This is a genomic window from Nocardioides jensenii JCM 1364 = NBRC 14755 (genome assembly GCF_001552535.1).
Lineage (GTDB): Bacteria > Actinomycetota > Actinomycetes > Propionibacteriales > Nocardioidaceae > Nocardioides > Nocardioides jensenii.
Genome location: NZ_BCRJ01000013.1, coordinates 1 through 19,184 on the forward strand (window position 1 = coordinate 1; position 19,184 = coordinate 19,184).

General features: G+C 69.2%; 19 protein-coding genes. 5 read left to right on the top strand and 14 right to left on the bottom strand.

Features of this window, described 5'->3' with window-relative positions; genetic code table 11:
• The first annotated feature begins 133 nt into the window (after positions 1-133).
• From NJ4_RS05830 to cobF, 3 genes are read left to right on the top strand one after another with little or no spacing between them, the layout of a single operon-like run.
• A complete protein-coding gene (locus tag NJ4_RS05830; RefSeq protein ID WP_067431599.1) occupies positions 134-844 on the top strand; it encodes a (2Fe-2S) ferredoxin domain-containing protein in 711 nt (236 codons plus the stop codon).
• The gene (gene cobN, locus NJ4_RS05835; RefSeq protein WP_067431602.1) at positions 841-4,536 is read left to right on the top strand and encodes a cobaltochelatase subunit CobN; all 3,696 of its coding nucleotides are present in this window, start codon (positions 841-843) and stop codon (positions 4,534-4,536) included. The genes NJ4_RS05830 and cobN overlap by 4 nt, the downstream gene beginning before the upstream one ends.
• Positions 4,533-5,276, top strand: a complete 744-nt coding sequence (cobF, locus tag NJ4_RS05840; RefSeq protein ID WP_067431605.1) for a precorrin-6A synthase (deacetylating) — start codon at positions 4,533-4,535, stop codon at positions 5,274-5,276. Before cobN ends, cobF begins: the two co-directional genes overlap by 4 nt.
• Positions 5,277-5,333: 57 nt before the next feature.
• On the opposite strand, the gene NJ4_RS05845 is transcribed toward cobF, so the two are convergent.
• From NJ4_RS05845 to NJ4_RS05865, 5 genes are all read right to left on the bottom strand, one after another.
• On the bottom strand, positions 5,334-6,587 hold the full coding sequence (locus NJ4_RS05845; protein ID WP_082748217.1) for an ABC transporter ATP-binding protein: 1,254 nt from the start codon (positions 6,585-6,587) through the stop codon (positions 5,334-5,336).
• Positions 6,588-6,597: 10 nt separating this feature from the next.
• Positions 6,598-7,431 carry a carbohydrate ABC transporter permease gene (locus tag NJ4_RS05850; protein WP_067431608.1) on the bottom strand — a complete coding sequence of 278 codons (834 nt, stop codon included), beginning with the start codon at positions 7,429-7,431 and terminating at the stop codon, positions 6,598-6,600.
• Positions 7,432-7,434: 3 nt separating this feature from the next.
• Positions 7,435-8,373 carry a carbohydrate ABC transporter permease gene (locus NJ4_RS05855; RefSeq protein WP_067431611.1) on the bottom strand — a complete coding sequence of 313 codons (939 nt, stop codon included), beginning with the start codon at positions 8,371-8,373 and terminating at the stop codon, positions 7,435-7,437.
• Entirely contained in the window at positions 8,370-9,704 is a 1,335-nt protein-coding gene (locus NJ4_RS05860; protein WP_082748218.1) for an extracellular solute-binding protein, read from the bottom strand. Before NJ4_RS05860 ends, NJ4_RS05855 begins: the two co-directional genes overlap by 4 nt.
• 78 nt (positions 9,705-9,782) lie before the next feature.
• Entirely contained in the window at positions 9,783-10,694 is a 912-nt protein-coding gene (locus NJ4_RS05865) for an alpha/beta fold hydrolase (protein ID WP_067431617.1), read from the bottom strand.
• Positions 10,695-10,771: 77 nt separating this feature from the next.
• Between NJ4_RS05865 and NJ4_RS05870 the strand changes: the two genes are divergently transcribed.
• Positions 10,772-11,608, top strand: coding sequence for an esterase/lipase family protein (locus NJ4_RS05870; protein ID WP_067431620.1), 837 nt, complete (start codon positions 10,772-10,774; stop codon positions 11,606-11,608).
• A gap of 125 nt (positions 11,609-11,733) precedes the next feature.
• Here the strand turns inward: NJ4_RS05870 and glpX are convergent, their stop codons facing one another.
• From glpX to NJ4_RS05905, 7 genes are all read right to left on the bottom strand, one after another.
• Positions 11,734-12,750 carry a class II fructose-bisphosphatase gene (gene glpX / locus NJ4_RS05875; RefSeq protein WP_067431622.1) on the bottom strand — a complete coding sequence of 339 codons (1,017 nt, stop codon included), beginning with the start codon at positions 12,748-12,750 and terminating at the stop codon, positions 11,734-11,736.
• 18 nt (positions 12,751-12,768) lie between these two features.
• On the bottom strand, positions 12,769-13,743 hold the full coding sequence (locus NJ4_RS27140) for an ABC transporter ATP-binding protein (protein ID WP_067431625.1): 975 nt from the start codon (positions 13,741-13,743) through the stop codon (positions 12,769-12,771).
• Positions 13,740-14,531 (bottom strand): ABC transporter permease, encoded by a 792-nt coding sequence (locus tag NJ4_RS05885; protein ID WP_067431628.1) that lies wholly within the window; start codon positions 14,529-14,531, stop codon positions 13,740-13,742. Before NJ4_RS05885 ends, NJ4_RS27140 begins: the two co-directional genes overlap by 4 nt.
• Positions 14,528-15,274, bottom strand: coding sequence for a molybdate ABC transporter substrate-binding protein (modA, locus tag NJ4_RS05890; RefSeq protein ID WP_067431633.1), 747 nt, complete (start codon positions 15,272-15,274; stop codon positions 14,528-14,530). Before modA ends, NJ4_RS05885 begins: the two co-directional genes overlap by 4 nt.
• A gap of 3 nt (positions 15,275-15,277) precedes the next feature.
• Positions 15,278-15,673: a TOBE domain-containing protein gene (locus NJ4_RS05895; RefSeq protein WP_245644479.1), complete on the bottom strand. Its 396-nt coding sequence runs from the start codon at positions 15,671-15,673 to the stop codon at positions 15,278-15,280.
• Positions 15,674-15,950: 277 nt separating this feature from the next.
• On the bottom strand, positions 15,951-16,454 hold the full coding sequence (locus NJ4_RS05900; RefSeq protein ID WP_067431639.1) for an SRPBCC domain-containing protein: 504 nt from the start codon (positions 16,452-16,454) through the stop codon (positions 15,951-15,953).
• Positions 16,451-16,822 carry an ArsR/SmtB family transcription factor gene (locus tag NJ4_RS05905; RefSeq protein ID WP_067431642.1) on the bottom strand — a complete coding sequence of 124 codons (372 nt, stop codon included), beginning with the start codon at positions 16,820-16,822 and terminating at the stop codon, positions 16,451-16,453. Before NJ4_RS05905 ends, NJ4_RS05900 begins: the two co-directional genes overlap by 4 nt.
• A gap of 290 nt (positions 16,823-17,112) precedes the next feature.
• Between NJ4_RS05905 and NJ4_RS05910 the strand changes: the two genes are divergently transcribed.
• Entirely contained in the window at positions 17,113-17,694 is a 582-nt protein-coding gene (locus tag NJ4_RS05910; protein ID WP_157550805.1) for a DUF4245 family protein, read from the top strand.
• A gap of 15 nt (positions 17,695-17,709) precedes the next feature.
• On the opposite strand, the gene NJ4_RS05915 is transcribed toward NJ4_RS05910, so the two are convergent.
• Positions 17,710-17,925 carry an exodeoxyribonuclease VII small subunit gene (locus tag NJ4_RS05915; RefSeq protein ID WP_067431646.1) on the bottom strand — a complete coding sequence of 72 codons (216 nt, stop codon included), beginning with the start codon at positions 17,923-17,925 and terminating at the stop codon, positions 17,710-17,712.
• Positions 17,918-19,177: an exodeoxyribonuclease VII large subunit gene (xseA, locus tag NJ4_RS05920; RefSeq protein ID WP_067431648.1), complete on the bottom strand. Its 1,260-nt coding sequence runs from the start codon at positions 19,175-19,177 to the stop codon at positions 17,918-17,920. Before xseA ends, NJ4_RS05915 begins: the two co-directional genes overlap by 8 nt.
• Positions 19,178-19,184 lie beyond the last annotated feature (7 nt).

The window sequence follows — 19,184 nt, forward strand, 5'->3', positions numbered from 1 at the left end:
GGGGCGTCGACACCACGGTCGAGCCGCACCCCACGCGGCGGCGACCGCACGTCCGCTGGAACGGCCCCGCCGCGGGGCCCTCGCCCACGGTGCGCCGCGATGGCCCGTGGGCCTCGACCGAGGAGGACTCCGCATGACCCATCTGGTCCTGGTCGGCATGTCCGTGCGGGAGGTCGACGCCCGACAGCGCCTGGCCGCGGTCGTCGCACGCCACGAGGGCACGGTGGCGTTCCTGCAGATGGGCGACCCGTCGCTCCACCGGGAGCTGACCCGCCTCGCCGACGCCGGTGTCGAGCACATCACGCTCGTCGGGGTCAGCCTCGGCACGCTCGCCCCCGCCACCTCGTGGCTGCGTCGGATCGCCTCACACTGGTGGCGCGAGCACCCGGGTGAGCCGCCGGTCGTCGCAGTGGCGACGGCGATGATGCGCAACGACCTCGATCTGGACCTGGTGCTCGACGTCACCCGGCCCATCAGTGGCACCGAGGCGCCGTTGAGCTCGGCCGCCTGGGAGGCCGTCCCGGGTCATCGGCACCAGGTCTTCGTCTGCCGCGGACCGCGGTGCACGGCCCTCGGCTCCGACAAGACCGCCGAGGCGTTCGCCCTCGAGCTCATGCGACTCGAGCAGAGCGACGACGACGTGCTGATCACCCAGACCGGGTGTCAGTTCCCCTGCAACCGGGCGCCCGTCGTCTCGGTGCAGCCCGATGACGTCTGGTACGGCGGCGTCGCCCCGGACGTCGCCCGCACCATCGCCCACGACCATCTCGTCAACCACCGACCGGTCGAGGCGCACCGCCTGCCCCGACGCAGCGTCGATCTCAACACTCAGGAGAAGTCATGACCCGCATCGCCCTGCTCTCCACCTCCGACACCGACCTGCTCTCCGCTCGCGCAGCCGGCCCCGACTTCGTGCTGGGCAATCCGGCACGCCTCGACGTCGCCGATGACCTGGCAGGCGTGCTCGACGGCGTCGACCTGGTCGTCGTACGCATCCTCGGCAGCGCGCGGTCCTGGCAGGACGGCCTCGACACCGTGCTGGCCGCCGGCGTTCCCGTGGTGGTGCTCGGTGGCGAGCAGACCCCGGACGCCGAGCTGATGAGCCACTCCACCGTCCCGGTCGGTACGGCGGCCGAGGCACACGCCTACCTGGCCCAGGGCGGGCCGGCCAACCTGGCGAACCTGCACGCGTTTCTCTCCGACACGGTGCTGCTCACCGGTGAGGGCTTCGAGCCGCCGCACGTCGTTCCTGAGTGGGGCTGGTCGGAACGCCCAGCGGGCGAACCGGGCACAGCGCGGGTCGGCGTGCTCTACTACCGCGCCCACGAGGCCAGCGGCAACAACGCCTTCGCCCACGCGTTGGCCGACGCGGTCGACGCCACCGGCGAGGCGGTCGGTCTGCCGATCTTCTCCAGCTCGCTGCGTGCGGCACCCGACGAGCTGTACGAAGCACTCGGCTCGCTCGACGCCGTGATCGTGACGGTGCTCGCCGCGGGCGGCACCAAGCCAGGCACCGCGAGCGCCGGCGAGGACGACGAGGCGTGGGACGTGGAGCGGATGAAGGCGCTCGACATCCCTGTCCTGCAAGGGCTCTGCCTCACCAGCAGCCGTGCCGAGTGGGAGGCGAGCGACGACGGCGTCACGCCGCTCGACTCGGCCAACCAGATCGCGATCCCCGAGTTCGACGGACGCATCATCACCGCCCCGTTCTCGTTCAAGGAGATCGACGAGGACGGTCTGCCGCACTACGTGGCCGACGAGGAGCGTTGTGCGCGGGTGGCCGGAATCGCTGTCAACCATGCACGTCTGCGGCACATCGCGCCCCAGGACCGACGGCTCGCACTGATGCTGTCGGCGTACCCGACCAAGCACAGCCGCATCGGCAACGCGGTCGGCCTCGACACCCCGGTCTCCGCGATCCGGTTGCTCCGCAAGCTGCGCGACGCCGGCTACGACCTCGGCCCTGCCGATGGCGAGATCACCCAGTTCCTGGAGTACGAGGACGACACCGCCGCAGGCAACGCCCTGATCCATGCCCTGATCGCCGCCGGCGGGCAGGACGAGGAATGGCTCACCTCGGCCCAGCTCGACGAGAGCCACGTGAGAATCCCCAAGCAGGACTACGAGAAGTGGACCGCTGATCTCCCGAAGGAGCTCAAGGACGAGATCGTCGAAGCCTGGGGAGACGCCCCCGGCACCCTCTTCGTCAACGAGCAGCAGGAGATCGTGCTGGCCACCCTGCGCGCCGGCAACGTCGTGCTGATGATCCAGCCGCCGCGGGGGTTCGGTGAGAACCCGGTGGCGATCTACCACGACCCCGAGCTGGCCCCCAGTCACCACTACCTGGCGGCGTACCGGTGGGTCGAGAAGAGCTTCCAGGCCCACGCCGTCGTGCACCTCGGCAAGCACGGCTCGATGGAGTGGCTGCCCGGCAAGAACGCCGCTCTCGCCGCAACCTGCGCCACCGATGCGGTGATCGGCAACCTCCCGCTGATCTACCCGTTCCTCATCAATGACCCGGGCGAGGGTGCGCAGGCCAAGCGCCGCGCCCACGCCACGATCGTCGACCACCTGATCCCGCCGATGGCGCGCGCCGAGTCGTACGGCGACATCGCCAAGCTCGAGCAGCTCCTCGACGAGTACGCCAACATCGCCGCGATGGACCCGCCCAAGCTGCCGATGATCCGGGCCCAGATCTGGACGCTGATGCAGTCGGCGCAGATGCACAAGGATCTCGGTCTCGAGTCACAGCCGGGTGACGAGGAGTTCGACGACTTCATCATGCACGTCGACGGCTGGCTGTGTGAGGTCAAGGACGCCCAGATCCGCGACGGTCTGCACATCCTCGGCCAGGCTCCCGAGGGGGAGGCCCGGGTCAACCTGGTGCTGGCAATCCTGCGGGCCAGCCAGATCTGGGGCGGCACCCAGGCATCCCTGCCCGGCCTGCGCCACGCCCTCGGGTTGGGTCTCGATACGACCCCTCGTTCCTCGGGCTCTACTCGACCACCGAACGCGCAGGCGACCCCTCGTTCCTCGGGCTCTACCCGACCACCGAGCGAGCCGACGACCGCCGAGGTCGACGCCGTCGAGTCACGCGCCAAGGCACTCGTCCAGGGCATGGAGGATGCCGCCTGGGACCCGGCCGCCGTGCCCCGGGTGCTCGGCACTCTCGAGACCGACCCCGCGCCGGAGGTGGCCGCCATCCTCGACTTCGCCGCCACCCAGGTGGTGCCCCGTCTGGCGAAGACCACCGACGAGCTCGATGCCGTGCTGCACGCACTCGACGGCGGGTTCATCCCGGCCGGCCCGAGTGGCTCGCCCCTGCGTGGGCTGGTCAACGTGCTCCCGACCGGGCGCAACTTCTACACCGTCGACCCCCGTGCGGTGCCCTCACGCCTGGCCTGGGAGACCGGCGTCTCGATGGCCGAGTCCCTGGTTCAGCGCTACCTCACCGAGACCGGCGCCCACCCCAAGTCGGTGGGCCTCTCGATCTGGGGCACCAGTGCGATGCGCACCTCCGGCGACGACATCGCCGAGGTGCTGGCCCTGGTCGGCATCCGCCCCGAGTGGGACGCCGCCTCACGACGCGTCAACGGACTGAGCGTGATCCCGCTGGAAGAGCTCGGCCGCCCCCGGATCGACGTGACGGTGCGCATCTCCGGTTTCTTCCGTGACGCGTTCCCGCACGTGATCGCGATGATGGACGACGCGATCCGCATGGCCGCCGAGCTGGACGAGCCCCTGGAGCAGAACTTCGTGCGGGCCCACGCCCAGGCCGACCTGGCAGAGCACGGCGACGTGCGCCGTTCCACGACGCGCATCTTCGGCTCGCGGCCGGGCGCGTACGGCGCCGGCATCCTGCAGGTGATCGAGTCGGGCAACTGGCGCGACGACAAGGACCTCGCCGAGGTCTACACCCAGTGGGGCGGGTTCGCCTACGGGCGCGACCTCGACGGGGTGGCCGCCAGCGACGCCATGCGGGCCAACTACCGCCGCATCAACGTGGCCGCCAAGAACATCGACACCCGCGAGCACGACATCGCCGACTCCGACGACTACTTCCAGTACCACGGTGGCATGATCGCGACGGTCCGCGCACTCACCGGCAACACGCCGCGGGCCTACGTCGGCGACTCGACCACGCCCGACGCGGTCCGCACCCGCTCGCTGGCCGAGGAGACCGCGCGCGTCTTCCGGGCCCGGGTGGTCAACCCGCGATGGATCGGGGCGATGCAGCGTCACGGCTACAAGGGTGCGTTCGAGCTGGCCGCCACCGTCGACTACCTGTTCGGCTTCGACGCCACGGCCGGTGTCGTCCACGACTGGATGTACGACGCGCTGGCACGCGAGTACGTGCTCGACGAGACCAACCAGGAGTTCATGAAGGACGCCAACCCCTGGGCGCTGCGCGGCATCATCGAGCGGCTCCACGAGGCGGCCGAGCGTGACTTGTGGGAGGAGCCGGACCCCGAGGTGATCGCCGCGATGCAGCAGGTCTACCTCGATCTCGAGGGTGACCTCGAGGACCGGGGATGACCCGTCGCGTCCGGCTGATCGGCATCGGCTCGGGCCACCCCGACCAGCTCACCCTGGAAGGCGCCGCGGCCTTGGAGGGCGTCGACTTCGTCATCGCGGCGGCGAAGTCCGCCGACGACCCGCTGCTCGAGTCACGTCGTGAGATCTGCCGCCGGCACGGCAACCCGGAGCTGGTGGCGGTGCCCGACCCACCGCGTGACCGCGACGACCCGACCGACTACACCGGTGCGGTGGCCGACTGGCACGACGCCCGCGCCGCGGCGTACGAACGGGTGCTGCTCGAGCGCGACGGCGACGCGGCGTTCCTGGTCTGGGGAGACCCCGCGTTCTACGACTCCACGATCCGCATCGTCGAGCGCATCCTGGCTCGAGGCAACGTGAGGTTCGACCACGACGTGCTGCCGGGCATCTCCAGCCTGCAGGTGCTCGCGGCGGCCCACCGCATCGTGCTGCACGAGGTCGGCCAACCGATCCTGGTCACCACCGGACGCCGCCTCGCCGAGGCCGTGGCACAAGGGCACGAGAACCTCGTGGTCATGCTCGACGGGGGACTGGCCTGCCGCACCCTGGTCGACCCGTCCGGTTGGCGGATCTGGTGGGGCGCGAACCTGGGCACCCCCGACCAGGCGTTGGTCGCGGGCCCGCTGACCGACGTGCTCCCCGAGATCGAGGCCGCCCGCGCTCGCGCGAAGTCGGCCTCCGGCTGGGTGATGGACACCTACCTGCTGCGGCGCGGCTGACATGCCAGTGGGCGGGTGGCTCTCACAACAGCCACCCGCCCAGCGACGACGAATACGTCAGTTGCCCTCACGCACCCGCGTGGTCTCCGGCTCGTCGCCCGGTCCACGCTCGGCAGGGCCGGCCGTGTCGTCGGCCTGCTCGTTGGGCTGGACAGGCCGGTCCAGGGTGAGGTTCTCACCCGTTGCGGGGTCGAACAGGTGGATCTTCGAGGCGTCGACCCAGATCCTGGCGTCGTCACCGGCGGCCACCATGGAGGCACCGTCGAGCGACACGACGAGCTGGGTGCGCATCGACTCGCCGTCCAGGTCCTTCTCCAACTGGGTCAGCTGCTCCTGGACCTCGGGCGGCGCCTCGAACGGGATGTAGGCGTAGGCCTCGTTGCCGAGCCACTCAACCACGTCGACCTTGGCACTGAACGTGGAGCCCTCGTCGGCGTTGGCGGCCACCGAGGCGTCCTCGAAGTGCTCGGGCCTGATGCCGGCGATGAGCAGCCCCTTGCCTTGCGCCTTCGCCGCCTTGTCCGCCGGCAGGTTCACCTTGCCGAACGGCAGCGAGATCGTGTTGCCCTCGACCGTGGCGGGCAGGAAGTTCATCGGCGGAGAGCCGATGAAGCCGGCCACGAACAGGTTGTTCGGCTGGGTGTAGAGCTCGCGCGGCGTGGCGAGCTGCTGCAGGATGCCCCGCTTGAGTACGGCGACCCGGTCGCCGAGCGTCATCGCCTCGGTCTGGTCGTGCGTGACGTAGACCGTGGTGATCCCCAGACGCTTCTGGAGTCGTGAGATCTCGGTGCGCATCTGGCCACGAAGCTTGGCGTCGAGGTTCGAGAGCGGCTCGTCGAAGAGGAACGCGTCGGCCTCGCGGACGATGGCACGACCCATGGCGACGCGCTGGCGCTGACCACCGGACAGGTTGCCCGGCTTGCGGTCCAGGTGCTCGTCCAGCTCGAGCGTCTTGGACGCCGCCCGCACCTTCTCGTCGATCTCGTTCGCCGGTGCCTTGGCCAGGCGGAGCGGGAAGGCGATGTTCTCGTAGACGGTCAAGTGGGGGTAGAGCGCATAGTTCTGGAACACCATTGCCAGGTTGCGCTCCTTGGGAGCGAGGTCGTTGACGCGGCGGTCGCCGATCACCATGTCGCCCGATGAGATGTCCTCCAGCCCGACGATCATGCGCAGCAACGTCGACTTGCCGCAGCCCGACGGCCCGACGAGGATCACGAACTCCCCGTCGGCCACGTCGATGCTCACGTCGTTGACGGCCGGGAACCCGTCGCCGTACTTCTTGACGATGTTCTTCATCTGGATCTTGGCCATGAGGTTCTCCCTAACCCTTCACTGCGCCGGAGGTCAGACCGGCGACGATCTTGCGCTGGAACACCAGGACGATGACGATGATCGGGATCGTGGCAATCACGGCCCCGGCGGCGAGCAGGGATGCCGGCCGGTTGAACGGGTCGGCGCCGACGAAGAACGACAGCGCCGCTGGGATCGGTCGGGCATTCTCGGTGGAGGTCAGCGAGATCCCGAAGACGAAGTCGTTCCACGCGAAGAAGAACGTCAGGATCGCCGCGGTGAACACCCCGGGCGCCGCGAGCGGGACGATGATCTTGCGGAACGCCTGCCATGAGGTGGCGCCGTCGACCTGGGCGGCCTGCTCGAGCTCCCACGGGATCTCCCGGAAGAACGCGGTCAGGGTCCAGATCGCCAACGGCAACGTGAAGCTCATGTAGGGGATGATCAGCCCTGGCCAGGTGTCGTAGAGACCGAGGGTGCGCCACATGTCGAACAGCGGCCCGACCAGCGAGACCACCGGGAACATCGCGATCGCCAGTGCCGTGGTGAGCACGAACTTCTTGCCCCGGAACTCCAGCCGGGCGATGGCGTAGGCGGCCAGCGTGCCAAGGATGACGGAGGCCACCGTGGCGATCAGCGCGATGCCGACCGAGTTCAGGATCGCTCGGCGGAACTGCTCGTTGTCCCACACGTCGATGTAGTTCTGCCAACCCGCGTTGGTTCCCTCGGAGGGCAGGAACCCGGGGTTGCCGACGGTGATCGACTCCTGCGTCTTGAACGACAGGGAGATGATCCAGGCCACCGGCAACAGGCACCACACCAGGATCAGGAGGCAACCGACGGCGGTGCCCAGTCTGCGCAACATCTCTCAGCCCTCCTGTCGTGCCGCGGCAAGGTCGACGCGGAACAGCTTGACGATCAACCACGCGATCAGAAGCACGGAGAGGAAGAGCAGCACGGAGAGTGCCGAACCCATGCCGAGCTGGAACTGCTCGATGGTCTGCCGATAGGTGAGGAACGAGATCGACTCCGTCCCGGATGCGCCGTTGGTCATCACGAAGATGTTGTCGAAGATTCGGTAGGCATCCAGGGCCCGGAAGAGAACGGCGACCATGATGGCTGCCTGCATGTTGGGCAGGATCACCTTGAACAGTCGTTGGGTCCAGGAGGCACCGTCCACCTTGGCGGCCTCGATCATGTCCTCCGAGACCTGGGCGAGCCCGGCCAGCAGCAGGAGCGACATGAACGGTGTGGTCTTCCAGATCTCGGAGACCATGATCGCTATCACCGCCGGCGTCGTCTCCCCGAACCAGTTGAACTGTTCGCTGATGCCCGGCAGCCAGCCGTTGACGAAGCCGTTCTGGTAGCTGAACGCGAACTGCCATGCGAAGCCCGAGACCACGGTGATGATGCCGTAGGGGATCAGGATCGAGGTGCGGATGACTCCGCGGGCGAAGATCACCCGGTGCATCACCATCGCGAAGACGAAGCCGATCACGAGCTCGACGGAGACCGTGACCAGCATGTAGAGGACGGTCACCCCGGTGTCGCGCCAGAAGAGCGGGTCGGTCAGGGCGGTGATGTAGTTGCCCAGCCCGACGAACTCGCGATCATCGGGTGCGGTGAGGGTGTAGTTGAAGACCGAGAGGTAGATCGCGCGCAGCATGGGGAACGCGGTCACCAGCAGCATCACGAAGATGGCCGGAGCCACCAGCTTCTGCCCGAGGCTGTTCTCTGCCCGGGCCCGGTCGCTGGCCCGCACCTTGCCCTTGCCCCGGGCCGGTCTCTCGACGGTTGCCGTGCTCACAGGAGTGCCTTTCCGTTGAGGACGTCGGAGAGGAAGTCGGCCGAGTCACCCGGGGTCGAGTCGGGATCGACGTCGAAGGGGGAGTGCCACTCGCTCTGGATCGCAGCGGAGATGGTCGCGTAGTACGCACTCTTGGGCCGGGGCCCGCCGGTGTCGACGCTCTCGCGGAAGAGCTTGAGCAGATCCGCCGGATACGCCTTGGTGAGGGCTGGGTCCTCGTACGCCGAGCCACGGGCCGGCATCAGGCCGGACTCCACGGCCAGTGCCACCTGGGCCTGGGTGTTGGTCACGCACTCCGCCGCCGCCATCGCGAAGTCGGGGTGCTCGGAGTAGGCGCCCACGCCGATGTCGATGCCGCCGATCGGCGGCTTGGAGTCCTCACCGGCCACGGTCTGCGGGTAGCGCGCGTAGCCGAGGTCGCCGAACGCCGCCTTGTCGGCCGGGCCGCCGGGGGCGCCGACCACGCCCTCGTAGTTCTTGTAGACGAAGGTCCAGTTCGTCATGAACTCGCCGGGTCCCTCCGCCGGGAACATCGCGCCCAGGCTGGTGCCTTCGTTGGAGGTCGACAGGTCGGGCTGCTTGGCATCGGAGTCGGCCAGCTGCTTGATCACCTCGGCGGCCTTCTTGCCGGCATCTGAGTCGATGTCGATCTTGGCGTCCTTGCCGGCCTCGTTGTCGGAGATGATGTCGCCTCCGGCGCCCTGGATGAGGGCGTTGATCCACACGACGTACGCCTCGTACTTGTTGGCCTGGACGCCGACCGTGCCACCGGCCTTCTCGGCGGCCTCGATGATCTGGCTCCAGGTCACCGGCTTGGTCATGTCGAGCCCAGCCTTCTCGGCCAACGACTTGCGGTACCAGAGCACCTGCGTGTTGGCCCACTGCGGGAACGCGTAGACCGCGTCGTCCCACTTGACGGTCTCGGCGGCACCGGTCAGGACGTCCTCGTCGACCGCCGTGGTCGCCGCCTCGTCGGGGAGCTTCTCGAGCCACCCCGCGTTGGCGAACTCGGCCACGAAGACGGGGTCGAGGCTCATCAGATCGGTCGAGGAGTCCTTCGCGGCGAGTCGGCGCGCGAGCTGGGTGCGCTGGTCGGTCGCGCCGGACGGAAGGAGCTGGATCTCGATGTCGTAGTCATCGGTGCTGCACTGTTTGGCGAGCTTGGTCAGGGTCTCCACACCATCGGGGTTGACGTACCAGTTCAACGTCGGAGGGCCGGAGTCGTCTCCGAAGGCCGAGCAGGACGTGAGAAGACCTGCTGTGCAAGCCAGTGACGCGAGCGCCGCGATGCTGCGGCGCGTCCGCCCCGGGCGGATTGAGGGTTGCTTCACGAGTGCCTCCCTGTCGTGGTCTAGATCACACTCGCGCTGTTGGCTCGATTTGGCAAGCGAGTCCGGACCGGCGACAGGTCAGGCAGTCGCCCCCGGACGGTCCGCCGTCCGACGGATGGCGTCGGTCACCGACTCCCAGATCTCGGGCGGCAGGTCGTGGCCCATGCCGTCGACCAGGAGGAGCTCCGATCCGGGAATGGCGGCGGAGGTCGCGCGACCGCCCGACACGTGCACCATCCGGTCGCTCAGCCCGTGGATCACCTGAGCGGGAATCGTCAGTGCACGCAGGGCGGCCGAGCGATTCGGCTGGGTCAGGACAGCCATCATGTGGCGCAGCACGCCGGCGCCGTTGAGCCCACGGTCAAAGGTGTCCTCGGAACGCTTGGTGGCCCGCTCGGTGGGCTCCGGATAGCCGGGCGAGCCGATCAAGCGGGCGAACGCCACCGCCGTCTTCACGTAGGCATCGCGCTCGTCCTGCCTCCCGGCGAGCAGCCGGGGGAGCAGCTTGGGGTCCTGCCAGCCGACACTGCGCTTGCCGGTCGTCGACATGATCGAGGTCAGGGACCGCACCCGTGCCGGATGCTCCAGCGCCATGGTCTGCACGATCATTCCGCCCATCGAGATGCCGGCGAGGTGGGCCGAGTCGATGCCGAGGTGGTCGAGCAGGCCGATGCCGTCGTCGGCCATGTCGGAGAGCGAGTACGGGGCGTTGCCGCGGCCGGTCAGGAACGCGCGGACGAGGTCGGGGCGCCGGACCCTGCCGTGCTGGCGTGAGGACTTCCCGGTGTCCCGGTTGTCGTAGCGGACCACGTAGAAGCCCTTGTCCGCAAGCATCGCGCAGAACGCCTCGTCCCACCAGATCATCGGCCCGCCGAGCCCCATCACGAGGAGCAGTGGGTCGGCGGAGGGGGCGCCGAAGGTCTGGTAGCACAGCTCGACGCCGCCACTCACGGGCGCGAACAGCTCCTTGGACACGGGCGTGTTGGTCATGCAGACCATCCAACACGATCACTTGGGGATGCGGACAATTGCCCGGATTCCGTCCCGATCGGCCCTACGGTGGCGCCATGGCGAACGCACTCGCAGACTTCCTCGCCCCCGAGGGATATCAGCAACCGGGGATCCTGAGCCTGGGCCGGGAGCTCACGTTCTGGCCCGAGGCCGGCCGGGCGGTGGTGCGTTCGATGGCCGACAAGCGCGAGCTGTTCGGCACACCGTATGTCAGCCGGTCGCCACAGCGGTCCGTCGAGCCGGTGCTGCTGGTGCCCGGCTTCCTGGCCGGCGACTACACCCTGCGCTTGATGGCGCACACCCTGCGACGGCACGGGTATCGCACCTATCGCTCGCACATCAGCACCAATGTGTCGTGCCTGATGACCAACGCGGCCCAGCTCGAGCGGCGCATCGAGGCGATCGCCACGAAGCGGGAGAGCAGGGTGCGGATCGTGGGGCACTCGCTGGGCGGCATGATCGCCCGCGGCCTGGCCGTCCGTCGCCCCGACCTGATCTCGGGCATCATCACGATGGGCAGCCCGATGATGGCGCCGGGCACGTCGCACCCCCTGCTGCTCTCGGCCGCCGACCTGCTCGTGCGGCTGAGCCGGATGGGCGTTCCCGGGCTGATGAACGAGTCCTGCGTGAGTGGCGACTGTGCACGCTCTGCCTGGGAGGAGTCGCGTCAGCCGATCCCGCACGGTGTCGACTTCACCTGCATCTGGTCGGCCGGTGACGGCCTGGTCGACCCGGCCTCGTGCGTCGACCCGCTCTCGCGGCCGATTGAGGTGCACGCCAGCCACCTCGGCATGGCCATCGATCCCCGGGTCACCGACCACGTGGTCGCCGAGCTGGCCGCGCAACGCCGTACCCGTCGAGCGGCGACGGCCTCCGCCGGTGCCACCGCCTGACCCCGCCCTCGCTGCGTGAAACCGGGGTCACGGTCGATCAACACGCGGTGCAACACCGCACCGGCGACAACAGCGCCGCTCGAGGGCCGTCGTACGCCGACGGATCCCTGCGGCTCGACCCGCGATCAGTCGAAGTCGATGGCGCTGTAGGCCTTGAGCTTGCGCAGCCGGTGCTCGCTGGTGATGTTGCGGATCGTGCCGCTGCGCGAGCGCATGACGAGGGAGTGGGTCGTGGCTCCGCCGGCCCGGTAGCGCACACCCTTGAGCAGCTCACCGTCGGTGATCCCGGTGGCCACGAAGAAGCAGTCGTCACCGGTGACCAGCTCGTCGGTGGTGAGGATCGCGTCGAGGTCGAGGCCGGCGTCGACGGCACGCTGGCGCTCGGCGTCGTCGGTGGGCCAGAGGCGACCTTGGATCGTGCCACCGATGCACTTCATCGCGCAGGCCGTGATGATGCCCTCCGGGGTGCCACCCACACCCATCAGAAGGTCGATGCCGGTGTCGGGGCGGGCGGCCATGATCGCGCCGGCGACGTCGCCGTCGCTGATGAACTTGATGCGGGCGCCGGTTCCGCGGATCTCCTCGACGAGGTCCTGGTGGCGCGGGCGGTCGAGGATGACCACCGTGACGTCTTCGGGGCTGGACCCCTTGGCCTTGGCGACCAGGTTGATGTTCTCGGCAGCGGGCAGACGGATGTCGACGACGTCGGCCGCCTCGGGCCCGGTGACCAGCTTGTCCATGTAGAACACCGCCGACGGGTCGTACATCGTGCCGCGCGGGGCCACGGCCAGCACGGAGACGGCGTTGGTCATGCCCTTGGCGGTCAGGGTGGTGCCGTCGATCGGGTCGACCGCGACGTCACACTCGGGGCCGCTGCCGTCGCCGACCTCTTCCCCGTTGTAGAGCATGGGCGCGTTGTCCTTCTCGCCCTCACCGATGACGACGGTGCCCTTCATGCCGATGCTCGAGATCATCACGCGCATCGCGTTGACGGCCACGCCGTCGGCGCCGTTCTTGTCACCTCGTCCGACCCAGCGGCCGGCTGCCATCGCGGCGGCCTCCGTGACCCGGACGAGTTCCAAGGCGAGGTTGCGGTCGGGGGACTCGGGGGAGACACGGAACTCAGGGGGGCGCGTAGGCATGGGGCGAATGTTATCTGCTCAGTTCGCGGGCGCGGTGTAGGACCGTACCGATGTCTGTTTGACGGACACCCAGACGTCTCGCCCCACGGAGAGTCCGAGCTCGGTGGCGGCTGCCGGCGTGACGTCGGCGAGCAGGTCGGGCCCGTCATGGACGTGTACGACGAGTCTCAGGGCGGCGCCGTGCGGAGTGACCACGGCGACGGTTCCGGGCCATCGGTTGCGGGCCGATCCACTCGGTGCGACCAGGTCGACCGTGACCGCGGACGGGTCGAAGGCGCGCAATTCGTCGCCGTCGCGGAGCACGTTGAGCCCCACCAGCCGGGCCACGTGGTCGGTGACCGGCCGCTGGGTGACGTCGTCCGGGGTGCCGTACTGCGCCACCCGGCCCTCGTCCAGCACCAGCACCCGGGTGGCGACGGTGAGCGCGTCGAGTGCGTCGTGGGTGACCAGCAGGGAGATGCCGCCGAACTCGGCGAGGTGCCGGGCGAGCTCGATCCTCAGCGACGTCGCGACCCCGACGTCCAGTCCGGTCATCGGCTCGTCGAGCAGCAGCAGGTCCGGGTCGGTGGCCAACGCCCTGGCGATCGCCACCCGCTGGGCCTGGCCTCCGGACAGCTCTCCCGGTCGACGGGCGGCGAGGTCGCCGACCCGCAGACGCTGCAGCCAGTGGTCGGCGCTCCGCAATGCCTCTGCACGGCGTACGCCGCGGGCCCGGGGACCGTAGGCGACGTTGTGGCGGGCATCGAGATGAGGAAAGAGGAGCTGGTCCTGGAAGACCATCCCGATCGACCGGTCGCGCACGGGCAACCGGAGCAGGTCGCGGTCGTCGAGGCGGACGCTGCCGGAGCAGGCGACCAGACCTGCGATCGCCTTGACCAGGCTGGACTTCCCGGCGCCGTTCGGGCCGATCACAGCGATCACGTCGCCACGCTCGGCGGTGAACGCGGCGGAGACCCGGTCGGGCACCTCGACGGAGATGGAGAGTGCGCTCATGGCGTCACCAGCCAGCGGTCGCGGAGGACGACGAGAACGGCGAGGGAGAGCGCCAGCAGGACCAGGCTCAGGGTCTTCGCGGCCTCCGGGTCGGAGTTGATCGACAGGTAGATGAGCGTCGGCATGGTCTGGGTGGTGCCGGGGTAGTTGCCGGCGAAAGTGATCGTGGCTCCGAACTCGCCCAACGACCGGGCCCACGCCAGCACGCCACCGGCCATGATTCCGGGCAGAGCCAGTGGCACTGTGACCGTGCGGAACGCGTGCCAACGAGTGGCGCCGAGGGTGGCGGCCGCGGCGTCGTACTCCTTGTGCGCGGAGCGTAGGGCCCCCTCGATGCTGATCACCACGAACGGGAGCGAGACGAACACGTGTGCGGCGATCACACCCGCGGTCGTGTAGGGCAGGCTCCAGCCGGTGGCCTCACGGAGCGGCTCCCCGATCACGCCGGTTCGCCCGAAGGCGCTGACCAGGGCGACTCCTGCCACGACGGGTGGGAGCACCAACGGCACGATCACCAGCGTGCGCAGGATGCGGCGCCCCGGGAAGTCGACGCGGGCCAGGAGCCAGGCGAGGGGCAGCCCGAGCGCCAGGCAGATCGCGGTCGCGACGGTGGCGGTGAGCACAGAGAGCCACATGGCCTCACGCAGCGCCTCGGAGGCGAGCTGCTCGCCCAGCAGCGACCACGGGGCGGTCAGCACCAGCGCGACCAGCGGCAGGACCAGGAGCAGCGTGCCCAACGCAGCCGGGATCAGCAGCCGCGCGGGTGGCCTGCCGAGAGTGTCGCTCACGGCTGACCGAAACCGGCGTCGGTCAGGATCGTGCGGCCCTTGTCGGAGTTGACCAGGTCGAGCCAGTCCTGGGCGAGGTCGTCGTCGCCGGCCTGCTTGAGCGCGGCGATGAAGTAGGGGTTCAGCTGGTCCTGTGCGCCGGGGACGTCGAAGACCTTGACCTCGTCGCCGGCCGCGACCGCGTCGGTGGCGTAGACGAAGCCGGCGTCGGCCTCGCCCGAGGTGACCTTGGCCAGGACAGCCTTCACGTCGAGCTCCCGGCTCACCGGGTTGGCGGTGACCCCGTTCGCGTCGAGCAGCGACACCGCAAGACGGCCGCAGGGGACGTCGTCGTCGCAGCGCACCCAGTCGGTGTCGGCGAAGTCGTCGAAGCCGGTGATCCTGCCCGGGTTGTCGGCGGGCACGACCAGGACCAGGGCGTTGGTGGCGAACTCGGCCGGCTCCCCGGCAACAGACCCGCCGTCGACGGCCAGGTCCATCGACTGCTGGTCGGCCGTGGCCAGGATGTCGCCGGGTGCCCCGTCGTTGGCCTGCTCGGCCAGGGTCGTGCTCGAGCCGAACGAGAGCTTGACGTCGACCCCCTCGTGGTCGGCCTCGAACTCCTTCTCCAGGGCCTGGAACGTGCCGGTCAACGACGCAGCGGCCTGCACGTGGAGCTCCGTCTCGTCGTCCGAGCAGCCCGAGAGCGGAAGCAGGAGGACAAGGGCCAGCGGCACGACGCGCGTCACCAAGGACCGGGACATGGATCAGATCCTCTCGATCACGACGTTCGTGGACTTCACCGACGCGACCGCGCGCACTCCCGGTTCGAGGCCGAGCTCGGCGGCTGCCTCACTGCTCATCAGGCTGACCATGCGGTAGGGCCCGCAGATCATCTCGACCTGGGCCATCACGGTGTCCTTGACGACCTTGGTGACGATGCCGGCCAGTCGGTTCCGTGCGCTCACGCTGGCGCTGCGGGGGTCGTCCTGGTCGGGCCGGTCGGCCAGCTCGGTGGCGAGCGCGGCGAGCTCGGTGCCGAGAATGACGGTGCGGTTCGCCTCGGTAGTGCGCGGCAGGCGTCCGCTGTCGATCCAACGCCGCACGGTGTCGTCGCTGACACCGAGCACGTCGGCCGCTTCCGAGATTCGGTAGGTGCTCACGCGCCGAGTATTCCGCATGTGCGGGGATGAGCGCCACCAGATGCCGCATCTGCGGCTGAATTCAGAGGATGCGGCCGCGGAGCCGTGGTCGATCGACCCTCGGTGGCGCCCCTGTCGGTCGGTCGGATCAGTCAGTCGGAGGAGTCCATTCCGGGTCGCGTCCGACGAAGCCCGTCAGCTGGTCGACGGCAGAAGCTTCGGCGGTCGCGGCGACCACTCCCCGAAGGTGGCCGCGACCACGCGGTGGCGCTCGGTCGGTGACTCGGGCAGCGCCATCTCAGGCCACACCTGCTGCCAGGAGCGCGTCGAGCTTGGCGTAGCCCTCGTGGATGCCGACGTCCATCCCGCTGGACAGCATGCCGTCGCGGCTCTCGAACGAGTCGCACAGCGAGAACGCGTGCAGGCGGGTGCGCCCGTCGCCGAGGTCCTCGAACGTCACCGTCTCCAGGGCGATCGCCTCGGGCATGCCCTCCCAGGTGAAGGTCTGGACGATCTTGGCCTCGCCCACGAACGGGAACGTGCCGCGGAAGGCGAACTCCTCGCCGTCCCGCGAGGCGACGTAGCGGTAGGCGCCGAGGGTGCGGCAGTCCCACTGGTCGATGCGGGTGGTGAGTGAGTCGGGGCCGACCCACTTCGCGAACAGGTCGGGGTCGGTGTGTGCCCTCATGAGCTGCGCGGGGGTGGCGGTGAAGTCGCGCCAGATGTGCACGGCGGGGACGTCCTTGTCGGCCTCGATGGCCGCTTCGGTGTAGCGCGCGTCCGGGTTCTGGGTGGTGGTCACGATGCTGTTCCTTCCTGGGGTGTGCGGGTGGCGGGTGCTGTTGTGCCGTCCTCGTTCATCTGGGCCACCACGTCGTCGAGGCGGCTGAACCGCTCCTCGGCGCGTTGTCGGTGTCGCTCGATCCATTTCGTCATCAGGTCGAACACCTCGGCTTCCAGGTGGACCGGTCGGCGCTGGGCCTCCCTGCTTCGGCTGACGAGGCCGGCGTCCTCGAGCACCTTGAGGTGCTTGGAGATGGCCTGCAGGCTGACGTCGTACGGCGCGGCCAGGTCGTTGACCGTCGAGTCCGCCTCAGTGAGTCGGGCGACCATGTCACGCCGGGTCGGGTCGGCCAGGGCGGCGAAGACCCGGGAGAGTCGATCGGTCATGAGAACCTTCTTCAACTGATTGGTTGAATAGACCGTAGGCTCGCCCGGACTGCTTGTCAACCATTGGGTTGAACAAGGGTGTCTCAGGGAGTGCTCGGATCAAGGTCTCGGGTGCACGAGATCACACGGTCGGCACCCGGTATGCGGGCGCCAGCGGTCCTCGGGTCGGCAGGCGCTAGCGTTTGTGGCCAACGTTCGACACCGCAGACCAGGAGTCCCGTGCAGACCGCGACCCACCTTGCCGCCCCGCGCTCCCATCGTCGTACGACGACCGCCGGGGGCGTTGTCCGTTGAGCCAGCAGCAGCAGCGCCGCGGTGGCAGCCACTACTCGGGGAGCAGCATCGGAATGGTCGGCGCGATGATCGTCACCGTCGGGGTCATCCTGGTGTTCGTCCTCATCCGAGCGGCGAACCGGGACGACCTCGACGTCGAGCGCGAGGCGATCGACTACCTGCCCTCCGTGCAGGGTCTGCAGGGCAACCTCGACTTCAGGCTGGCCTATCCTCCGACGCTTCCCGAGGGCGCCAGGGCGGTCGACGTCGAAGGTGCGCTGGGCTCGGGATGGTCACTCGACATCCTCACCGAGGACGACGAGTTCATCGGGGTCTACCAGGGAGCGGCTCCGGTCGAGGACTTCCTCGACGAGTACGTCGACGAGGAGGCCGTCAAGGGTGACAGGGTGACTCTGAGGAGTCCGGTCGCGACGAGCTGGCAGTCGTGGAGCGATGGCGACGGCGACTACGCTCTCACCGCGGAGTACGACGACAGTGTGGTGATCGTGTTCGGCTCGGCCGACCACGACACGATCGAGCAGGTGGCCGACTCGCTGGTGAGCCGGAGGCTGACGGACGCGGACGCCGACCGGGGCTGATCGGCCCGCTCCCGGTCACTCGGGCTCGGTCGACTCCACCGCGGCGTCGAGCCGCTTGCGTGCGCCGTCGAGCCACCCCTGGCAGGTGCGCGCGAGCTTCTCGCCGCGCTCCCACAGGGCCAGGGACTCCTCGAGTGAGGTGCCGCCCGCCTCGAGCCGCTGCACCACGGTGATCAGCTCTTCGCGGGCGCTCTCGTAGGACAGCTCTTCGTCTGTGGTCTGCTCAGGCATCTGCTTCCTCGGTGTCGACGTCGACCACGGGAGTCGTGGTCTCGATGCTGGTGGTGGTGGCGTGGATCCTGCCGTCGGCGACGCGCACGGAGACCGAGTCCCCGGGGTCGACTCCGTCGACCGAGGTCAGCACGTGCCCGTCTGCTCCCTGGAGCACGGCGTACCCACGACGCAGGGTGGCCAACGGGGACAGGGCCGTCGCCCGGGCGGCATGGTGGGTGATCTCGTCCTCGGCCCGGTCGAGTCGGTGACGCACGCTGCGTCGCGCGCGTTCCCGCAGCTGGTCGACCTCGTCGGCGCGATCGTCGAGCAGGTTGCGGGGGTCGGCCATCGCGGGCCGGCTGCGGATCGCGGTCAAGCCGGACTGCTCCCGGTCGAGCCAGCCCCGCATCGAGGCACGGATCCGCTGGCGGGCCTGGGCGATGCGCTGGGACTCCTCGGCCATGTCGGGCACGACGCGTCGAGCGGCGTCGGTGGGAGTCGAGGCCCGCAGGTCGGCCACCAGGTCGAGCAGCGGCTGGTCGGCCTCGTGCCCGATTGCGGAGACGACCGGCGTCCGGGCCTGGTGCACGGCCCGGACCAGTCCCTCGTCGGAGAAGGGGAGGAGATCCTCGACCGAGCCGCCGCCCCGGGCGATCACGATCACCTCGACCTCGGGATCGGCGTCGAGCCTCTGCAGGGCGGCAGTGACCTCGAGGGGACTGTTCTGTCCCTGCATGCGGGCCGCGGCGACCTTCACCTGCACCGAGGGCCAGCGGCGTCGGGCGTTCTCGATGACGTCGCGTTCCGCGTCGGAGCCGGGGGAGGTGACCAGACCGACGGTGTGCGGCAGGAACGGCAGCCTCCGCTTGAGCTCCAGGCTGAACAGGCCCTCGGCCGCGAGGAGCTGTCGGCGCCGCTCGATGCGAGCCAGCAGCTCACCCAGCCCCACCATGCGGATCTCACGGGCCTGGAGGGAGAGGGTGCCCCGCACGGCGTAGAAGGACGGCTTGGCCTGGATCACGACACTCGCCCCCTCGACCACGGGCGGGTTGAGCCCGTCGAACAGGGTGCGCGGGCAGGTCACGGAGATGGAGATGTCGGCGTGCGTGTCACGCAGGGTCATGAACACGGTGTTGAGGCCCGGACGGCGACTCAGCTGCGCGATCTGACCCTCGACCCAGACCACACCGAGCCGATCGACCCAGCCGGCGATCGCGTTCGCGATCTGCCGGACCGGTGCCGGTGCTTCGAGTGAGGTCTCCATTGCCATGACCGCG